At 71.3% G+C, this 12,464-nt stretch carries 11 protein-coding genes; 9 read left to right on the forward strand and 2 right to left on the reverse strand.

What is annotated here, in order from left to right; translation table 11 throughout:
- Positions 1-2 precede the first annotated feature (2 nt).
- The 3 genes from ACFWYS_RS23990 to ACFWYS_RS24000 are packed head-to-tail and all read left to right on the forward strand — an operon-like array spanning position 3 to position 3,835.
- Complete coding sequence (locus tag ACFWYS_RS23990) at positions 3-1,073, forward strand: ABC transporter ATP-binding protein (RefSeq protein WP_384772481.1); 1,071 nt, start codon at positions 3-5, stop codon at positions 1,071-1,073.
- 28 nt (positions 1,074-1,101) lie between these two features.
- Positions 1,102-2,421 (forward strand): flavin monoamine oxidase family protein, encoded by a 1,320-nt coding sequence (locus tag ACFWYS_RS23995; RefSeq protein ID WP_384772484.1) that lies wholly within the window; start codon positions 1,102-1,104, stop codon positions 2,419-2,421.
- Positions 2,414-3,835, forward strand: coding sequence for an aminobutyraldehyde dehydrogenase (locus ACFWYS_RS24000; protein ID WP_384772487.1), 1,422 nt, complete (start codon positions 2,414-2,416; stop codon positions 3,833-3,835). The genes ACFWYS_RS23995 and ACFWYS_RS24000 overlap by 8 nt, the downstream gene beginning before the upstream one ends.
- 27 nt (positions 3,836-3,862) lie before the next feature.
- On the opposite strand, the gene ACFWYS_RS24005 is transcribed toward ACFWYS_RS24000, so the two are convergent.
- Positions 3,863-5,500 (reverse strand): sigma-70 family RNA polymerase sigma factor, encoded by a 1,638-nt coding sequence (locus ACFWYS_RS24005; protein ID WP_384772490.1) that lies wholly within the window; start codon positions 5,498-5,500, stop codon positions 3,863-3,865.
- A gap of 297 nt (positions 5,501-5,797) precedes the next feature.
- On the opposite strand from ACFWYS_RS24005, the gene ACFWYS_RS24010 reads away from it, so the two are divergent.
- Complete coding sequence (locus ACFWYS_RS24010; RefSeq protein ID WP_384772493.1) at positions 5,798-6,220, forward strand: STAS domain-containing protein; 423 nt, start codon at positions 5,798-5,800, stop codon at positions 6,218-6,220.
- A 183-nt stretch (positions 6,221-6,403) separates the two neighbouring features.
- Here ACFWYS_RS24010 and ACFWYS_RS24015 read toward each other — a convergent pair whose 3' ends face one another.
- Entirely contained in the window at positions 6,404-6,838 is a 435-nt protein-coding gene (locus ACFWYS_RS24015) for a protease inhibitor (protein ID WP_384772496.1), read from the reverse strand.
- A gap of 337 nt (positions 6,839-7,175) precedes the next feature.
- On the opposite strand from ACFWYS_RS24015, the gene ACFWYS_RS24020 reads away from it, so the two are divergent.
- From ACFWYS_RS24020 to ACFWYS_RS24040, 5 genes are all read left to right on the forward strand, one after another.
- Positions 7,176-7,736: a hypothetical protein gene (locus tag ACFWYS_RS24020; RefSeq protein ID WP_384772499.1), complete on the forward strand. Its 561-nt coding sequence runs from the start codon at positions 7,176-7,178 to the stop codon at positions 7,734-7,736.
- 194 nt (positions 7,737-7,930) lie between these two features.
- A complete protein-coding gene (locus ACFWYS_RS24025; protein WP_384772502.1) occupies positions 7,931-9,505 on the forward strand; it encodes a purine-cytosine permease family protein in 1,575 nt (524 codons plus the stop codon).
- Positions 9,502-10,197 (forward strand): alpha/beta fold hydrolase, encoded by a 696-nt coding sequence (locus ACFWYS_RS24030; protein WP_384772505.1) that lies wholly within the window; start codon positions 9,502-9,504, stop codon positions 10,195-10,197. The genes ACFWYS_RS24025 and ACFWYS_RS24030 overlap by 4 nt, the downstream gene beginning before the upstream one ends.
- Before the next feature lie 72 nt (positions 10,198-10,269).
- Positions 10,270-11,439 carry a lactate 2-monooxygenase gene (locus tag ACFWYS_RS24035; protein ID WP_384772508.1) on the forward strand — a complete coding sequence of 390 codons (1,170 nt, stop codon included), beginning with the start codon at positions 10,270-10,272 and terminating at the stop codon, positions 11,437-11,439.
- Positions 11,436-12,413 (forward strand): 2-hydroxyacid dehydrogenase, encoded by a 978-nt coding sequence (locus ACFWYS_RS24040; RefSeq protein ID WP_384772511.1) that lies wholly within the window; start codon positions 11,436-11,438, stop codon positions 12,411-12,413. Before ACFWYS_RS24035 ends, ACFWYS_RS24040 begins: the two co-directional genes overlap by 4 nt.
- The last annotated feature ends 51 nt before the right edge of the window (positions 12,414-12,464 follow it).

Genomic DNA, 12,464 nt, shown 5'->3' on the forward strand with positions numbered 1-12,464 from the left:
CCATGGACGCGACCCCCGCCGTCCGGCTCGACGGTGTCTCCAAGCAGTTCGGCGACTCCTATGCCGTCCACCACCTCGACCTGGACATCGAGGCCGGCCACTTCTTCTCCCTGCTCGGCCCGTCCGGCTGCGGCAAGACCACCACGCTGCGCATGATCGGCGGGTTCAGCGACCCCACCGAGGGTGCGGTGCTGCTGGCCGGTGAGGACGTGACCGACCTGCCGCCGAACAAGCGCAACGTCAACACCGTCTTCCAGAGCTACGCCCTGTTCGACCATCTGAGCGTCGCCGACAACGTCGGCTTCGGCCTCAAGCGCAGCGGCGTCGCCAAGGCCGAGATACGGCAGCGGGTCGGCGAGATGCTGGAGCTGGTCCAGCTCGCCGGTCTCGCCGACCGCAGGCCCCGTACTCTCTCCGGCGGCCAGCGCCAGCGCGTCGCCCTGGCCCGCGCGCTGGTCAACCGTCCCGCCGTACTGCTCCTGGACGAGCCGCTGGCCGCCCTGGACCTGAAGCTGCGGCGCCAGATGCAGGTGGAGCTGAAGCAGATCCAGCGCGAGGTCGGCATCACCTTCGTCTTCGTCACCCATGACCAGGACGAGGCGCTGACCATGTCCGACCGGATCGCCGTGATGAACGCGGGCCGCATCGAGCAGTGCGGCACCCCCGAGGACATCTACGAGCACCCCGCCAGCCGCTTCGTCGCCTCCTTCATGGGCACCTCCAACCTGATGACCGGCACGTACCGCGGTGGTGAGGTGGCCCTGGAGAAGGGGCCCGCCCTGTCCGTCGGCTCCCGTTCCGAGATCGCGGACGGCACCGCGGTCAGTGTGTCCGTGCGCCCCGAGAAGATCTGGCTGTCGGACTTCGAACCGGGCATGTCGAAGCTGAGCGGTGTGATCCGCGAGACCGTCTACAGCGGCCCGACCACGACCTATCTCATCGAACTCGCCCCGGGCGTCACGCTGTCGGTGCTGGAGCAGAACACGGCCCGTGCCCGCATGGAGGACCGCTGGAGCGGCGGGGAGACGGTGGAGTTCGGATGGCGGCCCGAGCACTGCCTGGTCCTGGCCTGAGCGCCCCTGACACAAGAAAGCGAAACCCATGCATCACGACGTGATCGTGCTCGGCGCCGGTCTCGCCGGGCTCGCCGCCGCCCGGGACCTGGCCTCCGCCGGCACCGACGTGCTCGTCCTGGAGGCCCGGGACCGCGTCGGCGGCCGGGTCGAGCAGACCCGCACACCCGACGGCCGCACCGTCCAGCTGGGCGGTGAGGTCGTCGGCCACGGGCACACCTCCTATCTCCGGCTCGCCAAGGAACTGGGCCTGGCGCTGGTTCCCAGCTATGTCCAGGAGCCGGGCCGCATGTCCCGCGCGACCCCGGAGGGGCTCTCGGCCGGTGAACCTCCGCACTGGTTCGGCCCCGGGGACGCGGCCCTGCACTCGCGCCTGAGCAAGGAGTTCTCCGCCCTCGCCGCCACCGTCGACCCGGACGATCCCTGGTCGCATCCGGACGCGCCCGCCCTGGACCGGCTGTCCGTGGCCGACTGGCTGCGCTCCCGGGAGGCCACACCGGCGGTGGTACGTCTGTGGGACATCGGCCAACTCGCCCTGGCGGGCGGCTCGTACGAGCGGATATCCCTGCTCGCCGCGCTGCGCAAGAGCGCGGCGGTCCCCGGCTCGGGCACGGGCGACTACGACTACGACGACTGGGAGGGACTGCGGCTCGCGGAGGGCTCGGCGACGCTCGCCGAGGTCCTGGGCCGCGTCCTGGGTCCGCGCATCCGGCTCGGTTCACCCGTCGCCGCGCTGGACGTCCGCCCCGGCCGCTGCACCGTGCGCCTGGCCTCCGGCGAGGTCCTCACCGCCGGTGCCGTGGTGAGCGCCCTGCCCGTCGGCCCGCTGCGGGACGTCGCCGTCAGCGGGGTGAGCGAGGCGCGGCTCGCCTCCCTGCACCGGCAACGGCAGGCCACGGCCGCCAAGTTCGCCGCCGTCTACGACCGTCCCTTCTGGCGGGACGCGGGTCTGAACGGCCTGTCGGAGGCGGAGGGGGTGCTGGGCAGCACCTGGCCGCAGAACGAGGGCGTCCTGTCGGCGCTGATCCCGCCCGAGCGCTATGGCGTCCTGCTCGGCGCCCCGCCCCACCTGCGCACGCCCGAACTGCTCGCCGAGATGGCCGGCATGTTCGGTGACGAGGCGCTGCGGCCGAGCGCCTGCCATCTGCGGCTGTGGGGCACCGACCCGTGGACCCAGGGCTATGTCACCCAGTGGCCGCCGGGCGAGGTCATGGCCGTCGGGCCGCTGCACGGCACGCATGAACCGCCGTTCTACGTCTGCGGCTCCGACCAGTGGGTCGCCGGTTATATGGAGGGCGCCGTCCGCACCGGCCGCGCCGCCGCCGAGGAGGCGCTGCGCCGTGGCTGACACCGACCGCCTCAACCACATCGGCGGCAAGGAGGTACCGGCCGCGTCCGGTGCCACCCTGTCGTTGATCGACCCGGCCACCGCACTTCCCCATGGCACGGCCCCGCTCTCCGGTCCCGAGGACGTGGACGCGGCCTGCCGGGCGGCCGAAGAGGCCTTTCAGGACTGGTCGTCGACGACTCCGGCGCAGCGGCAGTCGGCGCTGCTGCGGATCGCCGACTCCCTGGAGCGGGAGGCCGAGGCGGTGACCCGCGCCGAAGTCGCCGACACGGGCAAGCCGCGTGCCCTGTTCCTCGCGGACGAACTGCCCGCGATCGTGGACGTGTTGCGGTACTTCGCCGGGGCCGCCCGCAATCTGCCGGGCGCCGCGGCGGCCGAGTACACGCCGGGCCGCACCTCCGTCCTGCGCCGGGAGCCGGTCGGGGTCTGTGCGCAGATCACGCCGTGGAACTACCCGCTGATGATGGCCGTATGGAAGATCGCCCCAGCCCTAGCGGCCGGCAACACCGTCGTGCTCAAACCGTCCGACACGACGCCGTCGTCGGCGCTGCTCCTGGCCCGGCTGGCCGCCGAGCACCTGCCGTCGGGTGTGCTCAACGTGGTGTGCGGCGACCGTGACACCGGGCGTGCCCTCGTCGCCCACCCGGATGTCAGGCTGGTGGCCGTCACCGGAAGTGTCCGCGCCGGACAGGAGATCGCGGCGGCCGCGGCGGCCGACCTCAAACGGCTGCATCTCGAACTCGGCGGCAACGCACCGGTGTTGATCCACTCGGACGCCGATCTCGACGACGCGGTCGAGCAGTTGTCGTCGCTGTCCTTCTACAACGCCGGGCAGGACTGCACGGCCGCGACCAGGATCCTGGTCGACCGGCGGGTCCACGACGACTTCCTCGCGCTCTTCGCCGACCGTGCCGCCCGCCGGCAGCCCGGAGCACCGGACGACGAGCGCGCCGATTTCGGTCCACTCGCGAACGCGGCCCAACTCGCCGCCGTACAAGGCCTGTTGGAGCGGCTCCCGGGGCACGCCGAGGTCGTCACGGGTGGCGCGGTCCTGGACCGGCCCGGCTACTTCCACCGGGCCACGGTGGTCGCCGGAGTGCGGCAGGAGGACGAGATCGTGCGGAGCGAGGTGTTCGGCCCGGTCGTCACCGTCCAGCCGTTCGCCGACGAGGCGGAGGCGTTCCGGCTGGCCAACGGGGTCCCGCAAGGGCTCGCGGCGAGTGTGTGGACTCGTGACCACGACCGGGCGATGCGGGCGAGCCGGGCGCTGCGGACCGGCATCGTGTGGGTCAACACGCACGGCACGACGGTGTCGGAGATGCCGCACGGCGGTGTACGCCACTCCGGGTACGGCAGTGACCTCTCGCTCACCGGGCTGCTCGACTACACGCAGGTCAAGCACGTCATGCTGTGACGGGCGTACGGCTCCGGGCGGCCCGCCCTACTGCTTGGCGCCGAAGGCCTGCGTCCACCAGGGGCCGCCCGAGCCGTTGTGGATGCCGACGCCGATGTCCTTGAACGAGCAGTTGAGGATGTTGGCACGGTGCCCGGGGCTGTTCATCCAGGACTCCATCACCGCTTCCGGGGTCTGCTGGCCCTGGGCGATGTTCTCGCCGTAGGTGGACCAGCGGTACCCGGCGGCGGTGATGCGCTGGCCGGGGTCGGCGCCGTCGGGGTTGGTGTGGTCGAAGAAGCCGCGCGCGGCCATGTCGTCGGAGTGGCCCTGCGCGGCCTTGTTCAGCAGGGGGTCCTCCGCGAGCGGACCGCAGCCGGCGGCCGACCGCTCCTTGTTCACCAGCGCGACGACCTGCCCGACGGTGTCGGTCGGGGCCGACTGCGGCTGGGGCGTGGCGGTCGGGGTCCGGGTCGGGCTTGTGGACGGCCGGGGCGTGGGCGAGGGCTTCTTGGTGGGTTTGGGGGATTTGGAGGGGCTTGCCTTCTTCGACGGCGACTTGGACGGCGAGGGGGACTTGGACGGCGACGCGGAGGTCTCGATCTCGCTGGGCTCCGCCAGGTCCACGGAGGGGGCGCCGGCGGCCCGCGCGGCGGCGGTCTCCTCGGTCCCGGTGCCGGGGTCGGTGTCGAAGTACCAGAAGCCTCCGCCCGCGACGCAGGCCGCCACGACGGCGCCGCCGACGGCCCGGCGTTTGATCCGCCGCCGACGACGGGCCTCTCCACGGGAGAGCGTCCGGCCGCGCACGGCACGGTGACCACCGGTCGCGTCGGATCCGGCGTAGCCCGCCGACGCGCTCAGCCGGGAGGTCGACGCCACCGCGGCGATTCCGCCGGAGGCGGACAGCACCCGCTCCAGCAGTGCGGGTGCCGCGGCGACCAGGGCGAGGCCGGCCAGCAGTCCTTCGGCGGGCATCAACCCGCTCCACATACCGGAGCAATACGTGCAACCACGAGCATGACGGGCTATTCGCTTGCGCCACAGCGCCGAGGGCCGACCGTCCCAGGAGACCAGCACACCTTGCAGTTCCCCGCATCGGGGCCGGGCGTCAAGCGCCCGCACGACCACCCGGGCCGCCTCCAACTGCGCCTTCATACGCTGCACCCGTACCGCCGTGTGCTGCGGCGACAGCTCCAGAGCCTCGGCGACCTCGGCGCGGGTCAGCTCGCCGGCGCACTCCAGCCACCACAGGGACAGCAGCCCCCGGTCGTCGGGCTCCAGCCAGCGGGTGGCGCGTGCCGTCTCCTGGCGCTGGCCGGACAACTGGAGCTGCACCATGGTCAGGTCCACGAAGTCGGCGCCCGGATCCGCGAGATCCTCGGCCTCCTCGACGGCGCCGGGGGCCGACTGCCGGTCGTGCCAGTGCGCCCGGACCTGGTTCATCGCGATCGCCACGAGCCAGGAGCGGAAGCTCTCGGGGGTGCGCAGACCGCCGAGCGCGTCCAGGGCGCGCAACATGGTCTCCTGCACCACGTCGTCGACGTCGACGGAGCCGTTCAGAGCCCTCCCCACGATGTTGTAGACCAACGGGAGGTACGCACTGACCAGGGCGTCCTGAGCCTCCGGGTCGCCACTGCGGGCCGCGGTGACCAGCCCCGCCAGTTCGCTCGTGCGCTCTGTACTCATCAAAAACTTCCCTGTCCTCGACGGCGAACGAAGCTGTCCGATACATGGGAGATCGATCGATGAGCTGCCGATAACAGTTCTTCGGACGCTTGTTCCACGAGAGACTCACGGGGTCTGCGCGGCGGCGCAATGGAGGACGTCACATCGAGGGGACCGAACCGCCGATCAGTCAATCGTCGCGAGCGAAATTCACCAGGTCGAGTGAACCGAATCTTGCGAGGGGCATCGCAGGGATGCTCACGCTCGCCTCCGGGTAACTACCCGGATCAAATACGCCCCTTCCGAGGTGGAGCGGACATGACGCCGGACGCCGACGACCGCGCCCCCTATCCGACCGAGGACTTGGCAGCGGACCCCTTCCGCTCCGCGCCGCCCGCGGCGAACGCGCATGCCCGCACACGTAGATGCGGGCCGTTCACCGTGGTCGAGGTCATCGGTGAGATCGATCTGGCGACGGCGACACTCGTCGCCGAGCATCTGGACGCGGCGACGGCGAAGCCGGAGTCGGACGTTCTGGTCGATCTGCGGCGGGTCGACTTCTTCGACTGCTCGGGACTGCGCGTCCTGTGCCGGGCAGAGACACGGGTCAGAGACCGGGGCGGCCGCCTCCGCATCGTCTCCGACGCTCCGCGGATACGGCGGCTGCTCGGCGGTGCGGGGCTGTTGGGCCGGTTCGCGCCGCTGTCGGCCATTCCGGGCGAAGGCGGCGATTCCACCTGATCCGCGGCGTCGGCCATTTGGCGATCCACGGTGTCGGACGGCCGGCGATCCGAGGTGTCGGCCGGGCGGCCCCACTCCGCCCGACCGACCCCCGGTGCGAGATCGCGGGGCCTCACGGCACGACACGCACTCCCCATCTGCGAGCCGCTGCCGAACTGCACGAGGCCGTACGATCCCGGTCCCTTAGAACGCGAAGAGGCTGGTCCCGTAGGAGCTCTTCACGCACTCGTTGGCGAAGGTGCGCTCATAGGAGACGCGCTTGCCCTGCCAGACGCCGTCGACCGTGACGAACACGGGGTCGTACTGCTTGGTGCACAGCACGCCGTCCCGCGCCCCCAGGGCCTCGAAGTCACCGCCCACGCCACGTAGTTCGGCGCACGCCGACGCCGCGTCCGGGTGCGTGCCGGACGACGTCGGGGCGCAGCTCAGCGTGACCGCGCGCATCGGCGTAGTCACGGTGGCACTGTCACCGTAGGCCATGGTGAGCACCAGGGCCGAGGGGGCGTAGAGCGAGGCGGGGGTGGCGTCGTGGGCGGCCATGGCAGATCCGGTCAGGGGTCCGCAGATGGCGGTGGCCGTCAGGCCGAGGGTTGCTGCCCAGCGCGCGGTGTTCCGCATTGTGTGCATCCTTCCGCTTGTGTCGGGGGTGTGCCGGCTCCAGCGCGATCGGTGCCGGAGCGACGAGCGGGAGTCTGCCGAGTCCGTCGCGGAAACTCACATCGACACCACCGGTTTCAGTAACCTTGCGTATTGAATCAGTGGCGTGAAGTGACGGACTTCGAACGTTCCAACGCTGGAAGTTGGCGGCTCTTGATCGTTCCAAGTCGCCATGTGGCTGGATTTCGCACATCGATTAATAGGCCTGAAACATTCCGGTTGGGCCCTCCGGTTGCGCTCTCGGCGGACTCGCCGCCGGGTCCTTGTGTTCCCGGAAGGGCGGAGTAATGGTGATTACATGATTACCACCGAGCAACGAGAGAAGCTGCGCGGCTGGTTCGCCGGCCGCCTGCCGGACGATCTCTTCGAGGAACTGGCCGAGGTGACGGTCGACCGCGAGGAGATCACCGTGATCGGCCGTATCCCCGCTCCCCACCTGGCCGAGGACGTCTCGGCCGCCGAGCGGGAGGCGGCCGTGGAGGGCCGGATCCAGGAGTTCCGGGAGCGCACCCGGGAGACCAGGATCGGGGTGGCCCGGGAGGCCGAGCACCGGTTCCGCCGGAAGGTCTCCTGGGGCGTGGAGTGCGGCGACGAGCGCGCCCTGTTCACCCATATCGCCGCCCCGGTGATGACCCGGCTGCGTCAGCCCGAGCGACAGGTCCTCGACACCCTGATCGCCGGCGGGGTCGCCCGCAGCCGCAGTGACGCCCTCGCCTGGTGCGTACGGCTGGTGCAGCGGCACACCGACGACTGGCTCGCCGAACTGCGCGAGTCCCTGGAGAACGTCCAGCGGGTGCGGGCGCAGGGGCCGGACGCGGAACCGGAGGACACCCAGGACACCCCCACGGAAAGCGACTGATGGAGGTTTCATCCACTGACGGTGCAGAACATGGATGAACCGTCCTCTGGTGTGGCTCTTGCGCACGGCCGTACCGTCTGCAGATCCCCGAGAGGACGGCATCCGCGCTGCCCGCACACCCCAGCGGCAGGCACCGGCCGTCGCCCCCGACGCGCCACAACGCGCTCCACCGCCCCGCCCACGCTGGAGCCCCCGTGTCCCCTCAGCCCGAACTCCCCTCCCCCGCCGCCTCCCTGACCGAGGTCGAGTCCCACGGCGTCGACCGCATCCCGGACGCCGAGCGCACCGCGACCCCGCTGGACCTCTTCCGCCTCGCCTTCGGCGGCGCGAACACCTTCTCCACCTGTGTCCTCGGCGCCTTCCCGATCCTGTTCGGCCTCTCCTTCTGGCAGGGCCTCGCGGCCACGCTCCTCGGGGTCGTCGCGGGCGCGCTGATCCTCTGCCCGATGGCGGTGTTCGGACCGGTGAACGGCACCAACAACGCCGTCTCGTCGTCCGCGCATCTGGGCGTGCACGGCCGTGTCGTCGGCTCCTTCCTGTCCCTGCTGACGGCCGTCGCGTTCTTCTCGATCTCGGTGTGGAGCTCCGGCGACGCCCTGGTCGGCGGCGCGCACCGGCTCTTCGGCCTGACGCGCGGCAATGTGTCGTACGTCGTGGCGTACGCCGTCTTCGCGGGGCTGGTCCTCGCGGTGTGCGTGTACGGCTTCCGCTTCATGCTGTTCGTCAACAAGATCGCCGTGCCGTCGGCGAGTGTGCTGTTCCTGCTGGGCGCGTTCGCCTTCGCCGGCGACTTCGACCCGTCGTACGCGGGCGTGTTCACGGACTCCGCGGACGCGGCGACCCGGTCGCTGTTCTGGCCGTCGTTCATCGGCGCGGCGCTCATCGTGCTGTCCAACCCCGTCTCGTTCGGGGCGTTCCTCGGCGACTGGTCCCGCTACATCCCGGCGAGCACGCCGCGCCGCAGGGTGATCGGTGCCGCGTTCCTGTCGCAGATCTCGACACTGCTGCCGTTCGTCTTCGGCCTGGCGACCGCGAGCATCATCGCCGCGCAGGTGCCCGAGTACGTCGATCCGGCGGCGCCCGACTTCGTGGGCGGGCTGCTGGCGATCTCGCCGGGCTGGTACTTCCTGCCGGTGTGTCTGCTGGCGCTGATCGGCGGCATGGCCACGGGCACGACGGCGCTGTACGGGACGGGCCTCGACTTCTCGTCGGTGTTCCCGCGGCTGTCGCGGGTGCAGGCGACGCTGCTGGTCGGCGTGCTGTCGATCGCGTTCATCTTCGTCGGGCGGTTCGGGCTGGACCTGGTGCAGTCGATCTCGACCTTCGCCACCATGATCATCACCTGCACCACGCCCTGGATGGTCGTGATGATGCTGGGCTACTGGACCCGGCGCGGCTGGTACGACCCCGAGGCCCTGCAGGTCTTCAACCGCCGTCAGCGCGGCGGCCGTTACTGGTTCGCGCACGGCTGGAACTGGCGGGGCATGACCGCCTGGTGGGTGGCGGCGGTGATCGGCGTGCTGTTCACCAACATCCCCGGCCAGTTCGTCGGCCCGCTGGGTGATCTCGCGGGCGGGGTGGACATCAGCCTGCCGTTGTCGCTGGTCGTCGCGGCCGTGCTGTTCCTGGCGCTGCTGCGGGTGTTCCCCGAGCCGAGGGCCGTCTACGGGCCCGAGGGAGCGCGGCTGGCCCGCACCGTCGAGGTGCCGGTGCCGCCGATCAGTGGGCCGGGGGCGGTGTCAGTGCCCTCGACTACCTTGATCTCATGACCGATTACGTTCTGGTGGCGGGTGCGAAGCTGGGTGCATGGGCGTGGGACGAGGTGGTGCCCGAGTTGCGGGCGGCCGGGCACGAAGTGCATGCGCTGACGCTGTCCGGGCTGGCCGAGAAGCGGGGAACACCGGCCGGACAGCAGACCCATGTGCGGGACGTCGTCGAGGAGGTGGAGCGCCTCGACCTGCGGGACGTGGTGCTGGTCGGGCACAGCTACTCGGGCGTTCCGGTCGGGCAGGCCGCCGAGCGGATCGGTGACCGGCTGAAGCGGATGGTGTACGTCGACGCGAGCGTCCCGACCGACGGGAAGTCGTTCCTGTGGGGCTGGCCGAGCGACGGGGTGCGGACGGCGATCGCGGCGAACGGCGGCTTCTGGGCGCCCTTCTCCGGCGAGGATCTGGCGGACCAGGGCCTCACGGACGAGCAGATCGCCCGGATCGTGCGGGGCGCGACAGCCCACCCCGGCGCCACGCTCACCGAACCGGCCGTCCTGACCGGCTCGCTCGCCGAGATGCCGACGACCTACGTCAAGTGTCTGCTGGACTGGCCGGAGCCGAGCGACGACGTCGCCGAACTCCTCAAGAGCGACCGCTGGAACCTGGTGACCATGGACACCGGCCACTGGCCGATGTTCTCCCAGCCGCGGGAACTGGCCCGCATCCTGCACGAGTCCGTGACCGCCCCCTGAACCACCGCCCGCCTACCGGTCGGTATGGTCGGCGTACAGCGCGTTCTCAGTGACGAGAGGCGGGGCCGGCGCATGGGCAAGCACTGGGCGGACTTCCAGTACGAGATCTATCTGAACGGGATGACGGGTGCCGTACCCCGGTTGCCCACCGATCTGACCCGGCTGGAGGAGCTGACCGAGCAGCGCCTCGGCCCCGGCCCGGTCGGCTATGTGGCGGGCAGCGCGGGCGACGGCAGCACCGCCCGTGCCAACCGGGCGGCCCTGCACCGGCGCCGGATCGTGCCCCGCATGCTGCGGGACGTGCACGAACGGGACCTGTCCGTCGAGGTGCTGGGCCGCGCCCTGCCCGCTCCGCTGGCGCTGGCCCCGATCGGCGTGCTGTCGATCATGCACCCGGACGCCGAGTGCGCGGCCGCCCGGGCCGCCGCCGCGCAGGGTGTGCCGTTCACCCTGTCCTCGGCGTCCAGCACCCCCATGGAGCAGGTCGCGGAGGCGATGGGCGACGCCGAGCGCTGGTTCCAGCTGTACTGGCCGAAGGACCCGGAGGTGGCCCGGAGCTTCCTGCACCGGGCGAAGGCGGCCGGGTTCACCACGCTCGTCGTCACCCTGGACACGCCGATGCTGGCCTGGCGGCCCCGCGATCTCGACCAGGCGTATCTGCCGTTCCTGCACGGCGTGGGCACCGCCAACTACTTCTCGGACCCGGCCTTCCAGGCGGGCCTGGCCAAGCCGGTGCTGGAGGACCCCAACGCGGCCGTCATGCACTTCGTCGGCATGTTCTCCGACCCCGCCAAGACCTGGCCCGACCTGGCGTTCCTGCGGGAGAACTGGGACGGCCCGATCGTTCTGAAGGGCATCCTGCACCCGGACGACGCCCGCGCGGCGGCCGACGCCGGGATGGACGGGGTGGTCGTCTCCAACCACGGCGGCCGTCAGGTGGCCGGCTCGGTCGGGGCGGCGGACGCGCTGCCCCGGGTCGTGGCCGCAGTCGGTGACCGGCTGACCGTGCTGTTCGACAGCGGCATCCGCACCGGCGACGACATCTTCAAGGCGCTCGCGCTCGGCGCGCAGGCGGTGCTCGTCGGCCGGCCGTACGCCTACGGGCTCGGCCTCGACGGACAGGCGGGCGTCGAGCACGTCATCCGCTGTCTGCTCGCCGAACTCGACCTGACGCTCGCCCTGTCCGGACACGCCGCGCCGGCCACGATCGGCCCCGCCGACCTCATCGAGGAATCCGCATGACCGCACCGAAGAACGTCCTCGCCGTCATCGCCCCGCACGTGGGCGGCCGTGCCATCGGCGCCGGCCTCGCCACGCTCTTCCCCGAGGGCGCGGACGTCACCGTCGTCGAGGCGGCCGGTGAGGACCCGGCCGCCCTGCGCGCCGCCCACGTCGTCATCACCGCACTCGCCCCGGTGACCGCCGAACACCTCGCCGCCGCACCGGAGTTGGAGCTGGTGCAATGCGCGAGCCACGGCTTCGACTACGTCGACGTGGACGCGGCACGCGAGCGCGGAGTGCGGGTGTGCAACATCGGCTCCAGCGGCGCCGAGGCGCAGAACGTCGCCGAGCAGACCTTCGCCCTCATGCTCGCCCTGGCCAAGCAGCTGATCCCCGCCCACACCGCGCTCGTCGAGGCCGACTGGGCACTCCCCCGCCTCCAGCACTCGTTGACCGAGCTGTGCGGCAAGACGCTGGGCATCGTCGGCCTCGGACAGATCGGGCGGCAGGTCGCCCGCCGCGCCGTCGCCTTCGACATGACCGTCGTCTACGCCGGACGCCACCGACTGGCACCGGAGACGGAGGCCGAGTTCGGCGGCGCCCGCCATGTCCCGCTGGACGAACTGCTGAGCACCTCCGACTACGTCTCCCTGCACACCCCGCTCACCGGGGAGACCCGGCATCTGCTGAACGCCGAGCGGCTCGGGCTGCTCAAGCCGACGGCGTTCGTGATCAACACCGCGCGGGGCGCCCTGATCGACCAGGACGCCCTCGCCGACGCACTGGAGAAGGGCGCCCTGGCCGGGGCGGGCATCGACGTCTTCGACCCCGAACCCCCCACCCCGGCCCTGCGCCTGCTCCGCGCCCCGAACGTGGTCCTCTCCCCGCACGTCGGCGGCGTCACCCGCGAGACCCTGGTCCGGATCGCCCTGGCCGCGGTCCAGAACGTGACCGGCTTCCTGTCGGACAGGGCGCCACAGGATGTCGTGAACTGAGCAGATCGGGGCGCATGCCGCCGCAATTCGGCAGCGCCCCAATTGGGGCGC

It is taken from the genome of Streptomyces sp. NPDC059010, assembly GCF_042740355.1.
Classification (GTDB): domain Bacteria; phylum Actinomycetota; class Actinomycetes; order Streptomycetales; family Streptomycetaceae; genus Streptomyces.